General features: G+C 59.2%; 18 protein-coding genes, 1 tRNA gene and 1 other RNA gene. 13 read left to right on the forward strand and 7 right to left on the reverse strand.

Features of this window, described 5'->3' with window-relative positions:
* Positions 1-36: 36 nt before the first annotated feature.
* Positions 37-756 (forward strand): hypothetical protein, encoded by a 720-nt coding sequence (locus ACFVHU_RS11490; protein ID WP_286134682.1) that lies wholly within the window; start codon positions 37-39, stop codon positions 754-756.
* Between the two features lie 53 nt (positions 757-809).
* Positions 810-1,472, forward strand: coding sequence for an alpha/beta family hydrolase (locus tag ACFVHU_RS11495; RefSeq protein WP_105658615.1), 663 nt, complete (start codon positions 810-812; stop codon positions 1,470-1,472).
* A gap of 10 nt (positions 1,473-1,482) precedes the next feature.
* Here ACFVHU_RS11495 and ACFVHU_RS11500 read toward each other — a convergent pair whose 3' ends face one another.
* A complete protein-coding gene (locus ACFVHU_RS11500) occupies positions 1,483-2,946 on the reverse strand; it encodes a helix-turn-helix transcriptional regulator (RefSeq protein WP_181148926.1) in 1,464 nt (487 codons plus the stop codon).
* Positions 2,947-3,183: 237 nt separating this feature from the next.
* Here ACFVHU_RS11500 and ACFVHU_RS11505 point away from each other — a divergent pair, with 237 nt between their 5' ends.
* The 5 genes from ACFVHU_RS11505 (at position 3,184) to ACFVHU_RS11525 (ending at position 9,171) form a co-directional block, all read left to right on the forward strand.
* Complete coding sequence (locus ACFVHU_RS11505; protein ID WP_388024530.1) at positions 3,184-3,804, forward strand: thymidylate kinase; 621 nt, start codon at positions 3,184-3,186, stop codon at positions 3,802-3,804.
* Positions 3,805-3,813: 9 nt separating this feature from the next.
* Complete coding sequence (locus ACFVHU_RS11510; protein ID WP_388024532.1) at positions 3,814-4,416, forward strand: HutD family protein; 603 nt, start codon at positions 3,814-3,816, stop codon at positions 4,414-4,416.
* A gap of 526 nt (positions 4,417-4,942) precedes the next feature.
* Positions 4,943-6,256 carry an isocitrate lyase gene (gene aceA / locus ACFVHU_RS11515; RefSeq protein WP_105659180.1) on the forward strand — a complete coding sequence of 438 codons (1,314 nt, stop codon included), beginning with the start codon at positions 4,943-4,945 and terminating at the stop codon, positions 6,254-6,256.
* 81 nt (positions 6,257-6,337) lie between these two features.
* Entirely contained in the window at positions 6,338-7,975 is a 1,638-nt protein-coding gene (aceB, locus tag ACFVHU_RS11520) for a malate synthase A (RefSeq protein WP_388024534.1), read from the forward strand.
* Positions 7,976-8,106: 131 nt separating this feature from the next.
* Positions 8,107-9,171 carry an alpha/beta hydrolase gene (locus ACFVHU_RS11525; RefSeq protein ID WP_388024536.1) on the forward strand — a complete coding sequence of 355 codons (1,065 nt, stop codon included), beginning with the start codon at positions 8,107-8,109 and terminating at the stop codon, positions 9,169-9,171.
* A gap of 6 nt (positions 9,172-9,177) precedes the next feature.
* Here ACFVHU_RS11525 and ACFVHU_RS11530 read toward each other — a convergent pair whose 3' ends face one another.
* The gene (locus ACFVHU_RS11530; protein ID WP_332594869.1) at positions 9,178-9,744 is read right to left on the reverse strand and encodes a histidine phosphatase family protein; all 567 of its coding nucleotides are present in this window, start codon (positions 9,742-9,744) and stop codon (positions 9,178-9,180) included.
* Positions 9,745-9,930: 186 nt separating this feature from the next.
* Between ACFVHU_RS11530 and ACFVHU_RS11535 the strand changes: the two genes are divergently transcribed.
* A complete protein-coding gene (locus ACFVHU_RS11535) occupies positions 9,931-11,313 on the forward strand; it encodes an amino acid permease (protein WP_388024538.1) in 1,383 nt (460 codons plus the stop codon).
* Between the two features lie 89 nt (positions 11,314-11,402).
* Here ACFVHU_RS11535 and ACFVHU_RS11540 read toward each other — a convergent pair whose 3' ends face one another.
* Positions 11,403-12,125, reverse strand: a complete 723-nt coding sequence (locus ACFVHU_RS11540; RefSeq protein WP_388024540.1) for a YoaK family protein — start codon at positions 12,123-12,125, stop codon at positions 11,403-11,405.
* 122 nt (positions 12,126-12,247) lie between these two features.
* Here ACFVHU_RS11540 and ACFVHU_RS11545 point away from each other — a divergent pair, with 122 nt between their 5' ends.
* Complete coding sequence (locus tag ACFVHU_RS11545) at positions 12,248-12,937, forward strand: DsbA family protein (protein WP_388024541.1); 690 nt, start codon at positions 12,248-12,250, stop codon at positions 12,935-12,937.
* Positions 12,938-12,941: 4 nt separating this feature from the next.
* Here ACFVHU_RS11545 and ACFVHU_RS11550 read toward each other — a convergent pair whose 3' ends face one another.
* Together ACFVHU_RS11550 and ACFVHU_RS11555 are read right to left on the reverse strand one after the other, a co-directional pair.
* The gene (locus ACFVHU_RS11550) at positions 12,942-13,565 is read right to left on the reverse strand and encodes a LytR C-terminal domain-containing protein (protein ID WP_105662411.1); all 624 of its coding nucleotides are present in this window, start codon (positions 13,563-13,565) and stop codon (positions 12,942-12,944) included.
* A 78-nt stretch (positions 13,566-13,643) separates the two neighbouring features.
* Positions 13,644-13,946: a type II toxin-antitoxin system VapB family antitoxin gene (locus ACFVHU_RS11555; RefSeq protein ID WP_388024543.1), complete on the reverse strand. Its 303-nt coding sequence runs from the start codon at positions 13,944-13,946 to the stop codon at positions 13,644-13,646.
* A gap of 273 nt (positions 13,947-14,219) precedes the next feature.
* Here ACFVHU_RS11555 and ACFVHU_RS11560 point away from each other — a divergent pair, with 273 nt between their 5' ends.
* Positions 14,220-15,260: an isopenicillin N synthase family oxygenase gene (locus ACFVHU_RS11560; RefSeq protein ID WP_105659189.1), complete on the forward strand. Its 1,041-nt coding sequence runs from the start codon at positions 14,220-14,222 to the stop codon at positions 15,258-15,260.
* Between the two features lie 106 nt (positions 15,261-15,366).
* Here ACFVHU_RS11560 and ACFVHU_RS11565 read toward each other — a convergent pair whose 3' ends face one another.
* Together ACFVHU_RS11565 and ACFVHU_RS11570 are read right to left on the reverse strand one after the other, a co-directional pair.
* The gene (locus ACFVHU_RS11565) at positions 15,367-15,732 is read right to left on the reverse strand and encodes a VOC family protein (RefSeq protein WP_105659190.1); all 366 of its coding nucleotides are present in this window, start codon (positions 15,730-15,732) and stop codon (positions 15,367-15,369) included.
* 133 nt (positions 15,733-15,865) lie between these two features.
* Positions 15,866-15,950: transfer RNA gene (locus ACFVHU_RS11570), tRNA-Ser, on the reverse strand.
* Positions 15,951-16,039: 89 nt separating this feature from the next.
* On the opposite strand from ACFVHU_RS11570, the gene ACFVHU_RS11575 reads away from it, so the two are divergent.
* From ACFVHU_RS11575 to gluQRS, 3 genes are all read left to right on the forward strand, one after another.
* On the forward strand, positions 16,040-17,680 hold the full coding sequence (locus tag ACFVHU_RS11575) for an HNH endonuclease signature motif containing protein (RefSeq protein WP_146112294.1): 1,641 nt from the start codon (positions 16,040-16,042) through the stop codon (positions 17,678-17,680).
* Between the two features lie 107 nt (positions 17,681-17,787).
* Positions 17,788-17,884, forward strand: an RNA gene (ffs, locus tag ACFVHU_RS11580) — signal recognition particle sRNA small type.
* Between the two features lie 28 nt (positions 17,885-17,912).
* Positions 17,913-18,830 carry a tRNA glutamyl-Q(34) synthetase GluQRS gene (gene gluQRS / locus ACFVHU_RS11585; protein WP_388024544.1) on the forward strand — a complete coding sequence of 306 codons (918 nt, stop codon included), beginning with the start codon at positions 17,913-17,915 and terminating at the stop codon, positions 18,828-18,830.
* The last annotated feature ends 12 nt before the right edge of the window (positions 18,831-18,842 follow it).

The raw sequence follows: 18,842 nt of genomic DNA on the forward strand, positions 1-18,842 counted from the left end.
CCCGGTGAAACCGCCCCCGAGCCTGGACCCGCGGAGTTGGACGCCAACGCCAATTCGGGACAGGCCTGGGCAGATTCCAAAATTGAGATGTGGAAAGAAAACTCTGGCATCAAGTCCACCAAAGGCTTCTTGTATCCCTACAACCTAATGACTTCTTGGGAATCTCCGGCACCTGGTGCCATCAATATCTTCTTGGATAACAGCATGAAGTTTGGAACCCAGATGCGGGAAAGCTACGAAACCAACGAGGATGAGCTGCGCATGATGGGCCGAATCATGTTCGAAAGCGTAGGCGAGGCCTCGCCGGAATTGGAATCTGTCACCTTCGCTACTGAAGACGGCAATAACTCAGGAACTTTCACCCGGGCTCGTACTGGTGCCGATCCCGAGGACCGCAAAGCCTGGGCCTCGGAAAAGTACACGCAGTGGCTGTCCGCCATGAACGATACCTACAAATCCCTATGCGGCGCTGAAATCACTGAGCTGGAAATCTACCGCACATGCCTGCCCGCTGACCCCCACGCCTACGTTGAGAAAGTCGAGTCGCCTGCGCTTGGCGAACTCGTCGTCACCCTCGCAGACGGTCCATGGATCGACGGCGAATACGACATGCCCGCATCGATCTTCGTCTCGGGAAATATGATGCTCAAGATCAACGAGCGTGCGGCAACCGGCGAAAAAGTTGAAAAGCTGACGGTACTGGCCAGAAATGGCGATGACACCGATACGGCACTCCGCAAGGACTGGGAAATGTAGTTCATTTCCTTTCATGATCAGTTGATGGGCCCTCAGCCCCTAGGGTGGTACCTATGACCCAAGAACTCTCCATTCCATACGAAGACCTGGAACTCAGCGCGCTCTGGGACCGAGCAAAGGCGGCGAAGGCCGTCATCGTGCTCGCACACGGTTCAGGTGCTGGAAAGGATCATGACTTCATGGCCGGCTTTGCGCTAGCCGCTGCGAATCTGGGTGCCAGCGTCCTGCGTTTTAATTTCCCCTACATGGATGCTGGAAAGAAGTTTCCCGACAAAGCGCCAGCGGCGGTCGCAGTGTGGCACCAGGTCCGCCGTTGGGTTGAAGAACACTTGGCTGAAGGCCTGCCAATCTTCACGGCAGGAAAGTCCTTTGGCGGGCGCATCGCTTCCCTGTCAGTTGCCGAGGGCATGCCCTCGGCAGGGTTGATCTTCCTGGGGTACCCGTTGCACGCGCCTAAGAAGGAAGAGAAGCTACGCGATGAGCATCTCTACCCGATTGCGGTGCCGATGCTTTTCCTCGAAGGCACCCGAGATCCCTTTGCCAACCCCGAAAAGATGGAAGAAGTCGCCAGCAAGCTGAACGAGCACAGCGAACTTTCCTGGTTCGAAGGTGGCAACCATTCCTTCAAGGTAGCCCGCTCCGGCCGCACCGTTGCCCAGGATGGCGCGTGGCTGGCGGAAACTGCTCTTGCCTTCATCTCCAAGCACATCGCATAGTCCAACGGTCCTAGTCCACCTGCTTTTCCAGGAATCGGTAGACCTCGGTTTCATCTACTCCGGGAAAGGCTCCGGTTGGCATGGCCGCCAGCAAGTGGGTATTGGCGCGCGTAGCCGGCCACGCATTGCCGAACCACTGGCTGGATAGGTCAGCAGGTGGACGGCGGCAGCAGTTCTCGTCCGGGCAGGTGGATTGGCAGCGCTCCTTGGTATCCCGCCCGCGGAACCACTTCACATGCTCAAAAGGCACGCCAATGGACAAGGAATACAGTCCCGAGGAATGGCGCTCGGTGCGCGCCGTGCACCAGAAGGTCCCATTGACGGTATCGGTGTACTGCTCGAAGGAACGGAACTTATCCATCTGCTCGAAGACCACGCGACTTGTCCAATACCGGCAAATGGTTTGTCCTTCAATGGCACCGGTGTGATCGGCTGGAAAGTTCACTCGGTCATTCTCATAAGCCTTGTGCAAGATGCCCGATTCGTGGACCTTCTGGAAGTGGCAGGTCATCCCCAGATGCTCGGTGGCAAGGTTGGTGAACCGGTGGGCTGCGGACTCATAGGACACGGCGAAAGCATCGCGCAGATCCTCGATGGCCAACTCACGGTTGTTCTTAGCTCGCCGCAAGTAGTCCACCGTGGACTTTTCCGGCATCATCAACGCCGCGGCAAAGTAGTTGGTCGCGACCCTCTGCGAGAGGAAATCGAAATAATCGGTTGGAGTCCTATGACCCAATACGTGATGCCCTAGCGCCTGCAGCAACACCGAACGAGGATCATGTTCCGAGCGGTTCGCCTGCGTCAGATAGATACGCTTGTTCTTCTGGTCAGTCACCGAACGCGTGGAATGCGGAAGATTGCCCACGAAGCGCAGGCTGAATCCCAGATGCTCGGCGATATCTGCTGCACGATGATGCGAGAGCGGCCCTGAATCGTGGCCAACTGCAGAGAGGACTTTGGCGGCTTCCTGCTCGATATCCTTGTAGTAGTTGTTGCGTTGGCGCATCTCATGGCGCAACGCGGTATTGGCCCGACGGGCTTCTTCAGGGGTCGCGGCCTGCTCGTTCAGGCGGCGTTCCAATTCATGCTGCAGTCCCACCAGGGATTCCAGGACGTCCATGGGCAGACGCGTGCCAACACGAACGGTAGGCAATCCCAAGGACTCGTACAGTGGACCGCGTTGGGCACGTTCCAATTCGATCTCCAAAGCAGCACGGCGCGATGGCGGTTCGGTGCCCAGCAGATCGTCGACTCCAACCCCCATGGCTCCAGCCAGGGACTTAAGCAGCGATAGCTTCGGTTCGCGCTTGCCGTTTTCAATCAGCGACAACTGGCTCGGCGCGGTGTCAACGAGCGCCGAGACATCATCCAAGGTCAGTTGCTTGCCCTTGCGCAGAAAGCGGATTCTGCGGCCGAGAGCAATGGCGTCGAGTTCTGTATCTTCGCTGCCAGCGCCATTGCCGGCTGAGTTCACTGAGCGATTCCATGTGGTTGCAGTCACATGACAAGGTTATGCCAAGGATCGTGAAAATTTCTAGATCTTCCGGATTCAACCCGTAATTCAATCGCCCAGCAGTGACGCGGAAGCAAATATTCACGGTTCTTTCCTTGCTTCCCCGGCGAGCTACTCTCAACAAATGCACAGCCTTTCTGCGGAATCTTCAGCGAAGCGCAAACGTTGAAACTACAAAGAGATCCCGCAAGGAGCACCATGCACGCAGTCTCCACCCGCCCCCTACCGGCCCCGCGCCATGCCCACGATCCACCCCGGACTTTGGTCATCGTCGGCACCGATGGCGCAGGCAAAAGCACCACTATTGAAGCTTTTGTACAGCAGCTGCGCAACGATCGCATTCAGGCTCGTAGGCTCGCAAACGTCGCCGCGCGGAGCTGGCTTACCAAATTCTCTCGCGCCCTGGGAATCACGTTCCCGACTTTCACCCAGGATTTCTTCGAAACTTCCATTCGCAGCTTCAATGTTGCCCGCAATATGCTTTTCGCGGCCCGCTCTCCCGGACTCAGCGTGATGGACCGGCACCTGTATTGCCAATTAGTGCTGCGGCGCTTACGTGGCCATCCTCCGGGACTGCTTCTCCCCTGGCTTGCGGCGAAAAGTACCGAGCACGCGAGAATTGTCCTGCTCGACATCGACCCCATCCTTGCCTTTGAGCGGATCAATTCCCGCGGCAAAGACGACGAAAGCATGGAGTATCTCAGGGACAGTCGAAATGAGTATCTGCGCCTTGCGCAAGTGCACGGTTGGATAACTCTTGATGCCTCGCTGCCCACATCCCAGCTGGTTGAACAACTTCGCTTGGGCATCGGCAAGTAGACTCGTCCCATGAGCGAAGCACAAGCATCTTTTGCACCGGGTTCCATTCTCGAATTGGCGCAAAGCACCAAGAAGCAATGGGAGCTAGGGCAGGTCCGGCTCATTGCGAGCGGCATTCTGGCGCAGGACGGAACGTTGTGGTCCAGCGAACTGCGGGAATCAACCTGGCAACTGTCGATTCGCTCTATCGAGAAATCTGCAGCCTTCACTCCGTCGCCTTCGGCTCAAGTCTTCACGTTGATCGCCGGCGATTTCGTGCAGCTGGATGTAGACGGGCAAGAGCACGGATTGGAACCGCTGCGCCCGTTGAAATTCGAAACGAGAAATTCTGTCCAGGCGAGCCAGCCCGCCGAAGAACTGCTCATCGTGCACGTGGCCGCCATTCCAGAGCAGGTACGACCCACCGTTCGCATTGTCGAGCTGTCCAAAAAGCGCGAGCAGTACCTCTTTGATGGGCAACTGGGCCTTTTGGTCCAGGGCTCCGCCAAGCTCTTGCTCGGCGACAGCGAACAGTCGCTGGGCCTGCGTGACACCGTCGTTGGCTCTGACGCCGGTGAACCACGCATCTCCGGCCGCGGTTTCATGGCTGTGGTCTCTTTCGACCAGCCCTAGCGCGTTCCGGCTCAATCAGCCATTGTCGCAAGATCCATAAATCTTCGCACTCAGAAACTGCACTGCCGGCCAAGAATATGGGCCATAGCGACAAGTCCAGGCCCCCATCTGGCAAAAGCCAGCTACCAGTCCAGACTCTGATACTTCACGTTTTTGGCCTGCTGCATAATGCCCTCCATGGCGAATCAGCACCTGCGGTTTCCATAAAATGCCAGCCCATCAGTGATTCACCGATTCTCGCAGAGCCCGGAATCGGCCTGCTTTGGCTTCGCCCTTATCCAGGCTTGCTGTTAAATTTCACTCTTCTTCGCTAAGGATTGATTCAATATCAGCTAATTTCCATGCTTTGACTCACACTCAGCGCAAGAAGCGATAAATTTCCATTTTTGTGAAGAAGTGGAAATCTTAATTCGAAAAACCTCTGTTGAAGCCCTCGCACCTGCGGAAAAGTAGTTGTCACGAAGAAGTTCACAAGATCACCTTCCGATCGACATGAACCCGCAGCTTGTGCGAAGGAGCCAAGGCAATGACTACTGAAAACACCAACGAAACCTCGATCGACAACCGAATCGCAGCCATCGAGAGCGACTGGGAAAACAACCCCCGCTGGAACGGCGTAACCCGCGACTACAGCGCTGCCGACGTCGTGAAGCTCCAGGGCCGGGTCCAGGAAGAGCACACCCTGGCCAAACGCGGATCCGAGAAGCTGTGGAAGCAGCTCACCGAGGAAACCCCCACCGGCGGCTACACCAACGCGTTGGGCGCACTGACCGGCAACCAGGCAGTGCAGCAAGTCAAGGCCGGCCTTCGAGCCATCTATCTTTCGGGCTGGCAGGTAGCAGCGGATGCCAACCTTTCAGGCCAGACCTACCCGGACCAGTCGCTGTACCCGGCCAATTCGGTTCCCCAGGTCGTGCGCCGCATCAACAACGCATTGCAGCGTGCAGACCAGATCGAGTTCTCCGAAGGCATCCAGACCGTCGAAGACTGGATGGTCCCCATCGTCGCTGATGCAGAAGCCGGCTTCGGCGGCCCGCTGAACGCCTACGAACTGATGAAGTCCATGATCACCGCTGGCGCATCGGGCGTCCACTGGGAAGACCAGCTGGCCAGCGAAAAGAAGTGCGGCCACCTCGGCGGCAAGGTGCTGATCCCGACCCAGCAGCACATCCGCACCCTGAACGCGGCCCGCCTGGCCGCCGACGTGGCTGGCACCCCTTCCGTAGTTATCGCCCGCACCGACGCTGAAGCGGCAACGCTGATCACCTCGGATGTCGATGAACGCGATCAGCAGTTCATCACCGGCGAGCGCACCCCGGAAGGCTTCTACAAGGTCACCAACGGCATCGAGCCATGCATCGCCCGGGCCAAGGCCTACGCACCGTACTCGGACCTGATCTGGATGGAAACCGGCACCCCTGACCTGGAGCTGGCCCGCAAGTTCGCCGAAGCGGTCAAAAAGGACTTCCCGGACCAGATGCTTTCCTACAACTGCTCGCCGTCGTTCAACTGGAAGAAGCACCTGGACGATGCGACCATCGCGAAGTTCCAGCGCGAACTAGGTGCCATGGGCTTCAGCTTCCAGTTCATCACCCTGGCCGGATTCCACGCATTGAACCACTCGATGTTCGACCTGGCCTCCGGCTACGCGAAGGACGGCATGAGCGCCTACGTCGAATTGCAGGAACGCGAATTCGCTTCCGAGGCCGCCGGCTACACCGCCACCAGGCACCAGCGCGAAGTCGGCACCGGCTACTTCGATGCGATCTCCACGGCGCTGAACCCTAACGCCTCAACCCTGGCCTTGGTGGGATCCACCGAAGAAGGCCAATTCCATTAGACCCTGATGGGTCGATGGTGCTAGCCGGCAAAGGCGCCGGCTAGCACCAGCACCATTTCCAAGATTTTTAAGGACGCTGCCATGAACTCCCCCATCACCCTGAACAACATCACCATTACCGCTACCCCCGTTCGCTACCAGGAGCAGATCCTGACCAGCGAGGCCCTGGACTTCCTTTCGGCCCTGCACACCGCATTCGAACCGCGCCGTGCCGAGTTGATGCAGCGCCGCCAGGTCAACCGGGCGCGCATTGCCAATGGCCGCGATCCGAAGTTCCTGGACGAGACCCGCGCTATTCGCGAAGACGATTCATGGCAGGTCGCCCCGATCGCTCCGGGGCTGGAAGATCGCCGGGTGGAAATCACTGGCCCGATCGAACGCAAGATGGCTATCAATGCGCTGAATTCCGGGGCCAAGGTCTGGCTGGCCGACATGGAGGATGCATCCTCGCCAACCTGGCAGAACGTCATCAAGAACCAGGTCAACCTGATCCGGGTGCTGGATCAGGACCTGGACTTCACCGCACCGGATGGCCGCGAGTACAAGCTGAACAGCTACGATCTGCAGCAGCTGCCAACCATCGTGGTTCGTCCCCGCGGCTGGCACCTGCCGGAGAAGCACCTGCTGGTTGCCGGCACCCCGATGTCCGGTGCGCTGGTGGACTTCGGACTGCACTTCTTCCACAACGCCAAGCGCCTGCTGGCAGCCGGACGCGGCCCGTACTACTACCTGCCGAAGCTGGAGAACCATCTGGAAGCACGGTTGTGGAACGACGTGTTCAACATGGCCCAGGATCTGATGGATATCGAGCGCGGCACTATCCGTGCCACCGTGCTGATCGAGACCATCACCGCCGCATTCGAGATGGAAGAGATCCTCTACGAGCTGCGCGAGCATTCCTCGGGGCTCAATGCTGGCCGCTGGGATTACATCTTCTCGATTATCAAGAACTTCCGTTCCCGCGGACCGCGCTTCGTCTTCCCGGATCGCGACACCGTGACCATGACCGCCCCGTTCATGCGGGCCTACACCGAACAGCTGGTGCGTGCCTGCCACCGCCGCGGGGCTTCGGCCATCGGCGGGATGAGCGCATTCGTTCCCAACCGCAAGGACGCCTCGATCAACGAGCTGGCGTGCGGCAAGGTCCGCGAGGACAAGGCCCGCGAAGCAGCTGATGGCTTCGACGGCTCCTGGGTTGCCCACCCCGACCTGGTTTCGGTTGCCCGGGAGGTGTACGACGAGGTGCTCGGCGAGAACCCCAACCAGTTGCAGCGCACCCGCGAAGATGTCGAGGTTTCCGGCCCGGCCCTGCTGAACATCGAGAGTGTCACCGGCAAGATCACCGAACGCGGCATCCGCGACAACATCGAGATCGGCATCCGCTACATCGAGTCCTGGCTGCGCGGCAACGGTGCTGTGGCGCTGCGCAACCTGATGGAAGATGCTGCTACCGCCGAGATCTCCCGTTCGCAGCTGTGGCAGTGGATCCACCAGTCGGCGATCACCGATGAGGGCGAGATCATCACCCGTCGCTGGGTCCAGGAACTGGCCGAGGAGACCATGGAGGGCTTGGAGCGCTTCGAGGGCGATCGCTTCGAGGAAGCCGTGGAAATCTTCGAAGCTTGCGCCCTGCGCGATGACTTCCCGACCTTCCTGACCAAGAACGCCTACCTGCGCTACCTGGATGCGCCAGCCCGCACCCTGGAAATGGCAGGTTAGGCAGTACCCGAGACCCGGCCGATAGAAAACAGTCGTCCCTGAACGTCGGCCACGCAAAGCGGCATTCATCCGTTGGTAACCAGTCCAGCGGGTGGATGCCGTTTTGCGTGTGCGGTGGCTAGGCTGTAGCCATGGCTTTCCAGTTCAAGAACCCGGCCGAGGACCTGTGGCAGCCCGATCTGCTGGGCGAGGATTTCTCGCAACGGCCGCTGCCGATGTCGGACGGTTCGACCGCGACGTTGATCAGGCACCGTCCGCGCAGAACGCTGCGCCTGCCGCCGCCATTGCGCGGGATCGCGGTGCTTTATGTGCATGGCTGGTCGGACTACTTCTTCCAAGAAGAGCTCGCCGAGTTCCTCAGCGAAGCCGGAGCGGATTTCTACGCACTGGACCTGCGCCATTATGGACGGAACTTGCCGGTAGACCAGGCCACCAAAATCGCCGAGCACAGAAGCCCGGGCTTCACCACCGATCTGGAGGAGTACTTCGAGGAATTCGACGCGGCCCACCGCATCATTTCCAGCGCGCATCCGGGCACCCGCTTTGTCCTGCTCGCCCACTCCACTGGCGGGCTCAGCGCTTCTCTGTATGCGGCAGCCAACCCGCAGAAAGTTGATGCGCTGGCGCTGAACAGCCCGTGGCTGGAATTCCAGGCCAGCGAGATCGGGCGCACCGCCTTGGCGAGGATCGTCCAGGCGGCCAGCAGCCGCAACCCCCACCGCTTCTTGCCGACGGTGGATCCAGGGTTCTACACCCGCACGGTCTCCAGCCAGTTTTCCGGCGAATGGGATTACGATCTGGGTTGGCGCCCGGTCAACGGCTTCAAGCTCACCGCGGGTTTCATCTCTGCCGTCTTCAATGCGCAAGCCAAGGTGAAGAAGGGGCTGGATCTCCAGATGCCCACCCTGGTGATGCTTTCGGCGGAAGACTATTTGCTGCCTCGCTGGCACGACACCGCCACCCGCGCCGACGTGGCCTTGAATGTGCAGGTCGTCGCCCAGCGCAGCATCGACCTAGGCCGGGAACTGCATTTGGTGCGCCTGCCCGGCGCGCTGCACGACGTGTTCCTCTCCTCGCCAAAGATCCGCTCCAAGGCCTACATGGCGTTGGGCTCATGGCTTGCGGTCGTCAAGAACCGGCAGCGTGATTCGCTGGTGGCCTCCAGCATCCGCCGGATTGTTCCTTCCGGCATCTAGTGCGGCTTAGCCCGCGACCTTGCTGGGCACCTGGTCATTGACCAGTTCCAGCTGCCAATCGCCGGGCTCATTGCCGATAATGGCAACCGAGCCATTGCGGATGGTGTCCAGTTTGTAGCCGGCGAAGTGCGAGAGCGTGTAGCGGATAATGGTGCCGTGGCAGATTACCGCGACGTTCTTGCCCGGGTAGTCTGCTGCAATCTGGTTGATTGCGCGCAGGCCACGGTCAACTACAGATTCCAGTGGTTCAATTCCACCACCGTTCTTGTCCGGCCATAGCGCCAGCGCTTCGGTCTCAACCATGCCCTCGCCCTGGGCGTAGTCGCGCTCGATCAGCAGGTCGTAGCTAGGACCAAGTTCCAGTCCCAGCCCGTCGGCAATGATCTGTGCCGTCTCGCGTGCCCGCGAGAGCGGCGAGGAAACGATAGCGTCCCATTGGCCGCCGTCCAGCACCGAGACAGCCTCGCGGGCTTGGGCTCGCCCGGTATCGTTCAGGGGGATGTCGCTGGAACCCTGCAAGCGGCCTTCGAGGTTCCATTGCGTCTGTCCGTGGCGGACGAATCCTAGTTTCATAGGCCCATTCTCCCACCCGGCAGGTGGCCAACAGCAACCGCTGGTGGCCAAGCTCACGATGGATCTGCAACACTTAAGCGCGTCATGGCTGCCTGGAGCGCATAGGATTTTCACGGCTGTGCCCTGCCTTTGGCGCGGGCCCGTCCCCATCGAACGCACCCCTTATAGGATCCGAGCATTACTATCGTGAACGAAATAAAGGCGTCTCTCGCCCGCGGGCTGACTGCCCGCCACATCCGCTTCATGGCCCTCGGCTCAGCTATCGGAACGGGCCTTTTCTACGGCTCCTCTTCTGCTATCCAGGCTGCTGGCCCTGCCGTCCTCTTCGCATACATGATTGGCGGCGCTGCCGTCTTCATCGTCATGCGTGCCATGGGCGAGATGGCTGTCAAGCATCCGGTTTCCGGATCCTTCGCTCACTACGCTTCGCGCTACCTGGGCCGCTTCGCCGGCTTCGTCACCGGCTGGACTTTTGCCTTTGAAATGGCCATTGTCGCGATCGCCGATGTGACCGCGTTCGGCATCTACATGGGCTTCTGGTTCCCGCAGGTGGCGCAGTGGATCTGGGTGCTGGCGGTCGTCCTGCTGATCGCTTCGATCAACCTGATGAAGGTCAAGGTCTTCGGTGAAACCGAATTCTGGCTGGCTATCATCAAGGTGACCGCAATTATCGCCATGATCATTGGCGGCGCCGCCCTGATCATCTTCGGCTTCAACGCCCCTGAGACCGAAACCGCAACCGGCATCGCTACCCTGATGAGCGCTGGCACCCTGTTCCCCAACGGCTTCGTGGGCCTGCTGCTCTCGTTCTCCGTCGTGATGTTCGCCTTCGGCGGCATCGAAACCATCGGCATCACCGCTGGTGAAGCAGCTGATCCTGCCAAGTCGGTTCCAGCCGCCATCAATACCGTGCCATGGCGCATCCTGCTCTTCTACGTAGCTTCGCTGGCCGTAGTCATGATGCTCTTTGACTGGCGCCAGATCGACGGCTCAGCTTCGCCATTCGTGCAGATTTTCGACGGCCTGGGCATCCCGGCCGCCGCCCACGTGCTCAACGCCGTGGTGATCACCGCAGCCGTTTCGGCGATCAACGCCGATACTTTTGGGGCTGGCCGCATGCTCTACGCCATGTCCGAGATCGGCCATGCTCCGAAGTCCTTTGGCCGCATCTCGCGTACCGGCGTGCCGTGGATGACCGTGGTCATCATGGCCATTGTGCTGCTGGTCGGCGTGGTGCTCAACGCCCTGCTCCCGGAGTCGCTGTTCACCATCATCGCTTCCATCGCTACCTTCGCCACCGTCTGGGTGTGGATCATGATTCTGACTTCGTACCTGGCCATGCGACGCAAGGAAGCCGCGGCGGGCCGCGGACCGGCCGTTGCCCGCGAATACGCTGTGCCCGGCGGCACCGTTGCCGTATGGATCGCCTTGGCCTTCATGGTCTTCGTTGTCGTGCTCTTGGCCCTGAGCCCGACGACGCGTGTAGCCCTGTACACCGGAATCGCATGGCTCGTGCTTCTGGCCGTGCTCTTCAAGCTGCTGGTACGCCCAGCGGCGCCAATCAAGTAGGACAGCGACTCCTTGCTGAGTTAGCCACCGCGCAATAAAATATGCCTGGTTTCGCATAAAGCGAAGCCAGGCATATTTTTTATGTCTTTCTACTTGATCCCGGTGGAGGTTCCGGCCTGAGGCTCCGAGGGCGACTCCAGGCCATGGGGTGTGCGCAGCTCCTGGAACAACGCCAGGCTGGCCCACGCGAGCATGCCGCCTGCGACGATCCACAAGCTGCCGAGCCCCAGCCGCAGGTAGGCCAAGACGCCACCCAGGGAACCCATGGTGATCATCAGCCAAAGCACTGCGTAGCGCATCCATAGCATCCGGTAGCCGCCGCGGTCCGACCCGGTGGCCAACCCGATGATTGCTCCACCGAGTGCCTGCCCGAGCTTGACCAACGTGCCGGTCATATACGTCAGGCCCAGGGAAACCTCTCCCGAACGAGTGCAGGAAACATTGACCACGCCCATCGCGGCGGCCAGCAGCAGAGCCGTCAGCTGCGGCAAGAAATTCCCGGAGATGGCCGCAGCGAGCAGCAGTGCCGCACTGGAATACATGGCCACTGGCCGGCGCAGCCTATCGAGCCGGAAGGTAACCAGCGTTGCGAGGATGACACCTGCGACAAAGCAGCCCACCAAGGACATCGCCATCGCCCATCCGGCAAGGTCCCCTGTCATCAGCGCCACGGAGGAACGCGTGGAGTTTCCCGACATGAAGGAGAGGAAGTAGCCGCCGAAGTGCACGAATCCGACGCCATCGACGAAGCCTGCCATCGCCGTAATCGTTCCGGCGAAGAGGATTCCGCGCCATCGAAGGTTCTTTGCCACTTGCCCTGCTTTCTCTCGCCATCAGCACCATCCGGTTTCCGTAGGAGCCCTGCCATTATCTCCCCCGAAATCAGCAGCTGCGAATAAGGAATGCCCGGTGAGCAAAAGTTGTTACCTCAAGCATGAGCGAAAATACTGCTGTCCAGTCCCCGGAAGACAAGCGCATCCGCGTGGATATCTTCTCCGATATTGCCTGCCCTTGGTGCTTCATCGGCAAGCGCCGCTTTGAGCGGGGTGTCGAGGCGTTCGAATACTCCCAGAACGTGGATGTCTACTGGCACTCGTACCAGCTGGACCCGAGCCTGCCTGAGAACTATGACGGCAGCGAGGCCGAATACCTCTCCAAGATGAAGGGACTGGGCCAGGAACAGGTCGCCCAAATGCTTGACCATGTCACCGCCCAGGCTGCTGCTGAAGGATTGAACTACGACTTCGCCAACTTGAAGGTCGCTAATTCCTTTACTGCACTACGCGTACTGGAATACGCCAAGAAGCATGGTGCCGGAAACGAGATGAAGGAAGCGCTGCTTTCTGCCCACTTCGAGAAGGGCCTGAACACCGGAGACCTAGAAACGCTGCTCGAACTGGCCGGAACGCTGGGGCTGGATACCTGCGAACTGCGTGCGAAGCTCTCGTCCGGATCCTACGTTGAGGAAGTCAACGCAGATATCGTCCAGGCACGCGAGCTGGGCATCAGCGGTGTTCCTTTCTTCATCATTGATGGAAAGTACGGCATTTCCGGCGCCCAGCCAGCCGAGGTCTTCGCAAATGCGCTGGCCCAAGTGCATTCCGGAGATGTGCAGACCCCGTAGCCAGCTATTTGCTGCAGACCAGCTTGCCTTCAGAAGTATCGAGCTTGCGTTCTTTTTCCAGGCCGTCGAACTTCTCCCCCAGCGCCAGGTCCACCCGGCTGCCCCACTTCTTTTCGTCGTAGATGAAAACGATGCCGGGGATCTGGCGCTGCACGGTGAAAGCCTGGGCATAGCCATCAGGCCCGGCAATGACCGCGCCAGTGGTTTCGGAGAGCGACTTCCACCCGGAAGTCAGCGACGAAATCTTGAAGCCACGCTTTTCCAGTGCCTCGGCAGTGTCACCCGCAAGACCCGAAATATCGGTAGTGTTCAGCACGCGTATTTCGACATCTGAGGGTTTTTGGTACTTGAAATCGATGGCCGGGCACTTGGGGTTTTCGATTTTCGTCTCGCTTGGCTTCGGGCTCGCAACGGCGGCAGGCTCGCCACCCAACTTCAGCGTTCCGTTGAAAACGAGTACGGCGCCGGCCAAAACCGCGATCACCAGCAGGGCCATCACGGAGAAAACAATGTTCTGGCGTTTGCGGGCACGCCGCTTAGCCTGGCCGTCCGAGCTGAAACTTAATTCTTGCTCGTCGACAATATGCGCACCGTGCCATTGCCCCGGGTCATCGCGATCACGCATCATTCCACCTTGCTCTGGTCAGCCTTCGGCAGCTGCTGGCCTGAAGGCGACGTCATCGTCATCCTCGTGGCGCTAGCTTATCTAACTAGCGTCCAGATCCAATATGCGTGCGTGTATTACCGAGCGATGATGAAGCGCCGAGCGCAGCGCGCGGTGCATCCCATCCTCCAGATACAACACGTCCCGATAGCGCACTACATGCGGGAACAAGTCGCCATAGAAGGTGGAATCCTCAGAGAGCAATGTTTCAAGATCCAAGGTGGCTTTGGTGGTGACCAAGTCAGCTAGTTTCACTTGCTGCGGGGGAAGTCCGCTCCAATCACGCGCCGAAGAATAGCCGTGGTCCGGGTATGGACGGCCTTCACCTACCGCTCGAAAAATCACTATTCAAGCATACGGACAAACTCTCCAGACCCACAGACCTGCAGATCAGGCGCTAGTTGGCAGGCCCCAGGAAGGCCACTTCCCGAGACGGCGCCGATTGAGCCGGGTGGCAGCCGGACTCGCCGCGCAGTTGCCGGGCGAATGCTACACGCGAATGCGAATAATCAGACACGCAATGCGAAAAAGCAAGGATTGTTACGCCAAGGGAAACTTGGAGGAACCGGGCGTAACTTTAGCTGGTAACAATCGCGTCATAAGGTGCACTCTGGGTTTATGAACAACGTAGTCACCGAGATCCCACTGCTCGATATTTCTACCGCACGCAATGCTGACGGCTCCTTCAACAAGGATTTCGTTGCCGCGATTCGCGACGCCGCACACCGCGTCGGCTTCTTCCAGATCGTCGGATACAGCGCATATGCCGGGCAGGACCAGGAACTGCTCGACACCATCGCAGAATTCTTCCAGAAGCCCGTTGAGCAGAAAATCAAGCTCGATAACCGCAATAGCGCCCAGTTCCGCGGCTACACCCGGATGGGCACCGAAATCACCCGGGGCCGCGCCGATGCCCGCGAACAGATCGACTACGGACCGGAACGCGAGACGTTGGCGGTCGTTCCCGAGGACAAGCCGTACTTGAACCTGCAGGGCCCGAACCAGTTCCCTGCCGATTTCCCCCAGCTCGAAGAGCGCGCCATGGCGTGGGCCGAGCTGATGAACAAAACCGGCCACGAGCTGCTTTCGGCCATCGCTGTGGGGCTGGGCTTGCCCGAAGGCCACTTCGACGAGCCATTCGCCAACACCCCGTCATGGATGGGCAAGTTGGTGCACTACGTTTCGGGCGACGTCGTACCAGAGTCGGGCAACCAGGGCGTTGGCCTGCACGCCGACTACGGCTTCGTCACCCTGCTGCTGCAGGACCAGGTTGGAGGGCTGCAGGTGCAACCCTACGGCCAGGAAGAGTGGATCGAGGTGCCGCCGACCCCGGGTGCATTGGTAGTGAACCTCGGGGAGATGCTCGAAGTCGCGACCAACGGCTACCTGATGGCCACCATCCACCGCGTCATTGCGCCACCAGCTGGCGTTGACCGCTACTCGGTGCCGTTCTTCTACTCCCCTCGACTGGATGCAGTGATCGACAAGGTCGAACTGCCAGCCGAGCTGGCTGCCGAAGCTCGCGGCGTCTCCGATGATCCGGAAAACCCAATGCTGGCTTCCTACGGCGCCAACGTGCTCAAGGGATGGCTGCGAGCCCACCCGCAGACCGCGGCCATCCACTACCCAGAGCTGGCCAAGGGGCGCAAAAGCGCCTAGGCCGTGAGCTTCTGCAGGGATCAGGAGCTGCACACGCAAAACCTGTTGGCGTCGAGCTGGTGAGAGATTACCGGCCCGGCGCCAATAGGCATTTAAAGCGCCTCGCTTATTCGACGCCGGAAAGCACGCAGAATTCGTTGCCTTCAGGATCAGCCATCACGATCCAGCTCTCGTCCTCCCGCTGGCCCACATCGGCGTAGCTGGCCCCCAAAGAGATCAGGCGATCAGCTTCTTCTTGCTGCTGGGCGTTTTGAGGACGCAGGTCCAGATGGAGGCGATTCTTGATGCTCTTGGTTTCGGGCACTTGCGCGAACGTCAATTTCAGCCCGCCCGGGCCTTGGGATTTGGACCCAATACTGACCAAGCCGGCTTCTTCTTCCAATACGTCATAATTCAGCGCTTCGCACCAGAACCTCGCCACCAGCATCGGGTTCGCGCAGTCGACGGCGATTTCGCTCAATACACTTGCCATAGTCTTACCTTGCCGAAAGATTGCTGAACAGTTGCCACGGATACTACCCGCCAGGTTCTGGCAATGCCGGTAAGCGCAAAAAAATAATGTCCCGGCTCATCGTTTTCACGATGAGCCGGGACATTACATTCGGCGGAGGATAGGGGATTTGAACCCCTGAGGGCGTTAACCCAACACGCGTTCCAGGCGTGCGCCATAGGCCGCTAGGCGAATCCTCCTCAGTTTGCTCCGTGGAGCAGGATCCAGCATATCTAAATTCTCGCTCAATCACGAATCGGACGTTTCCACGTTGCTTCCCAGCTCATTCTTGAGGCGTCAAACCCCTGAAATTCGGTCATTTTGCACCTTTTCACCATCCCGATCTTTTCTCCAAAGGCTGCCGTTTGAACAGATCAATACTGTAAACATGAGTAAAAGAGAGGTATTTCACAGCCAAGACGACCCTCGCCGACTGCCTATCAGCCCGCCCGGGACAAGGAGTATCCCCGGAATCGATGGTCTTTGGGCCGCGAACCTGGACAAAGACAATCTCTTTACCCAGATCGCCGCTACCGCCATAAACCTTTATGACCAGTCGCCGGTCACTGCATCCGCCCAGGGCCTGGAGCGGCTGAAGACCATTGCCCGGCTGCACAGCATGTTGGATGCTGCCGAGGCAGCGGTGTTGGCCGATAGCTACGAGTATTCGGTCGCCGAGACGATCAGCCACGGAACCCAAGAGCCGCTGCTGGATGACCCCGGCACAACGGAAGAAACAGCTGAAACTCATTCTGCCTACTTCTACGGTGTCAATCGCTCCGACGAGTCGCTGATCCGTTCTTCCTTTGTTGCCGAGGCATCGGTGGCAATGCGCTCCTCGGAAAAGAAAGTCCAGGACAAGTTGTTCTTCGCCGAAGGACTGCGCCATCTTTGCGCAGACACTTTGGACGCCCTGAGCGTCGGTGAGATCACGACCAGATCCGCGCAGGAGATCGTCAAGCACTCTCAGGATCTGGCACCCGAGGACGTGGCACTAATGCAACGAACCTTGCTGCCGATAGCGCGGCAGGCCGCTGACTCCGCGATAGCCCTACGTGCCAGGAAAATGCGTGAGCGATTGCATCCAAAGCCCATTGAAGAACGCCACAAGAAAGGTGCGGAGGACCGCAAGATCACCTATTGGCACGAGGCCAATGGAATGAGCGTGATTCAGCTGCATCTGCCGGTGGAAAAGGCGTTGGGCATTATCAATACCGTCAATTGGCATGCCGTACGCAATGTTGATCCAGCTGATAATCGGACCGAACAGCAACGACGGCTGGACATTGTTTGCGATGCGTTGCTCGATGGTTGGCCCGCAACCGAAGGGACCCCGCTCAAAGCTCGTGTAGCTGTCACGATTCCTGCGCTGGAAATGCTGGCCAACCCTAAACGCGCACTAGCTGACCTTGAGGGCTACGGGCCGATCCCAGTAGGGACAGCGCTGCTAATCGCAAAAGACGCCCCGTCTTTCATCAAGGTGCTCACCGATCCTTGGTCAGGGGCAGCTATAGACGTGGGCCGCGAAAAGTACCGTCCGTCCAAGGCGCTGCGTGATCTGCTGCGAAATCGGGATATCGTCTGCCGCTTCCCCGGGTGCAATCGGCCCGCCGAAGCATCCGAGATTGACCACATCGATGCATGGGCAAAAGGCGGGCACACCACGCGCAGCAATACGCATTTATTGTGCAAGCGGCATCAGATGTTCAAGCACGTGCTGGGATGGCAAGCCACCTATCTTCCGGACGGTTCAGTGAACTGGCGCTCCCCCAACGGCATGATTTGTGTTGAGCTTCCCGGCAGCGTCACCAGCGTCCAGAACTTCGACTTCGAGAAGGAGCAGACGCCCATGTTGCCTACCGTCCAGCTCAATGACCGCGTTCGACGCGTACTTGGGTGGCTAGAACCGCCTGAAGAAGCGACCGGCTGAGGACGAACAGCATTTTTGGTCAAGATCTCCGAGCCATGATTTGCAAGCTGAGAGCAAGCGCACGCCTGCCGATTTTCATCCAAGCGCCAACCTCGGGTAGTATTTTTGGTGACCCCTCGTGTGGTGTCATCCTGTTGAACTCCCCCAGGACCGGAAGGTAGCAAGGGTAGATGGGCTCTGGCAGGTGCATGAGGGGTCTTTTACTTTCTTACGCAAGCCGAATGGAGTCCACGTGGGCGCTGGCCGTTTCGCCCCTAGCCCTTCGGGGCCACTCCACCTTGGCAATTTGCGCACGGCCATCCTCGCTTGGCTTTTCGCCCGCTCCTCGCAACGCAAATTCCTACTGCGCATTGAAGACTTGGATCGTGTTCGTTCCGGCGCCGAAGCCATCCAAATTGCTGAATTATCGTCCTTGGGCCTTGATTTCGACGGCGAAATTCTCCGACAGTCCGACCGCCTTCCGATTTATCTCCAGGCCGTTGAGCGGCTCAAGGCCCGCGGCTTGGTCTATGAATGCTTCTGCTCGCGCAAGGACATCGCCGAAGCCGCAAGTGCTCCGCATGCTGCGCCCGGCGCCTACCCGGGAACCTGCCGCGATCTGAGCGCCAGCGAACGCTCGGCTAAAGCACAGAACCGTCCAGCCGCCTTGCGACTGCGTTCAGAAGTGAACGAATTTTCTGTTCATGACGAACTATTCGGCGATTACACCGGTGCGGTAGATGACTTCGTCCTGATCCGCAACGATGGAGCTCCCGCCTACAACCTTGCGGTTGTCGTCGACGATGCGTTCTCAGGCATCGACCAGGTCGTGCGCGGAGATGATTTGCTCTCTTCTGCGCCGCGGCAGGCCTGCCTGGCATCGCTACTGGGCTACACGGTCCCGGCCTACGCGCACGTACCGCTGGCACTGAACACCAAGGGCCAGCGCTTGGCTAAACGCGACGGTGCAGTAACACTCGAAGAGATCACCGAACAAGGTGTGCATCCAGCCAACGTTGTGGCGATTTTGCTAGAGTCATTGGGCTTGCCCAGCACAAGTTTGCAGGCAGCCCTGGAAGCTTTCGATCCGGCGAATCTGCCACGTGAACCGTGGACCGTCGAACCATTGAATATTGTCCAACAGCTGATGCCTAAAGCATCAGGCAACTGATAGGGAACCGGT

The sequence above is a fragment of the Glutamicibacter sp. NPDC127525 genome (assembly GCF_042672105.1).
Classification (GTDB): domain Bacteria; phylum Actinomycetota; class Actinomycetes; order Actinomycetales; family Micrococcaceae; genus Glutamicibacter.

Excerpts from the sequence above, each read along its gene's own strand:
- ACFVHU_RS11525 (WP_388024536.1), top strand. The coding sequence starts at position 8,107 with ATGGCTTTCCAGTTCAAGAACCCGGCCGAGGACCTGTGGCAGCCCGAT.
- ACFVHU_RS11530 (WP_332594869.1), bottom strand. The coding sequence starts at position 9,744 with ATGAAACTAGGATTCGTCCGCCACGGACAGACGCAATGGAACCTCGAA.
- ACFVHU_RS11545 (WP_388024541.1), top strand. The coding sequence starts at position 12,248 with ATGAGCGAAAATACTGCTGTCCAGTCCCCGGAAGACAAGCGCATCCGC.
- ACFVHU_RS11495 (WP_105658615.1), top strand. The coding sequence starts at position 810 with ATGACCCAAGAACTCTCCATTCCATACGAAGACCTGGAACTCAGCGCG.
- ACFVHU_RS11505 (WP_388024530.1), top strand. The coding sequence starts at position 3,184 with ATGCACGCAGTCTCCACCCGCCCCCTACCGGCCCCGCGCCATGCCCAC.
- aceB (WP_388024534.1), top strand. The coding sequence starts at position 6,338 with ATGAACTCCCCCATCACCCTGAACAACATCACCATTACCGCTACCCCC.
- ACFVHU_RS11560 (WP_105659189.1), top strand. The coding sequence starts at position 14,220 with ATGAACAACGTAGTCACCGAGATCCCACTGCTCGATATTTCTACCGCA.
- ACFVHU_RS11565 (WP_105659190.1), bottom strand. The coding sequence starts at position 15,732 with ATGGCAAGTGTATTGAGCGAAATCGCCGTCGACTGCGCGAACCCGATG.
- aceA (WP_105659180.1), top strand. The coding sequence starts at position 4,943 with ATGACTACTGAAAACACCAACGAAACCTCGATCGACAACCGAATCGCA.
- ACFVHU_RS11550 (WP_105662411.1), bottom strand. The coding sequence starts at position 13,565 with ATGATGCGTGATCGCGATGACCCGGGGCAATGGCACGGTGCGCATATT.
- ACFVHU_RS11510 (WP_388024532.1), top strand. The coding sequence starts at position 3,814 with ATGAGCGAAGCACAAGCATCTTTTGCACCGGGTTCCATTCTCGAATTG.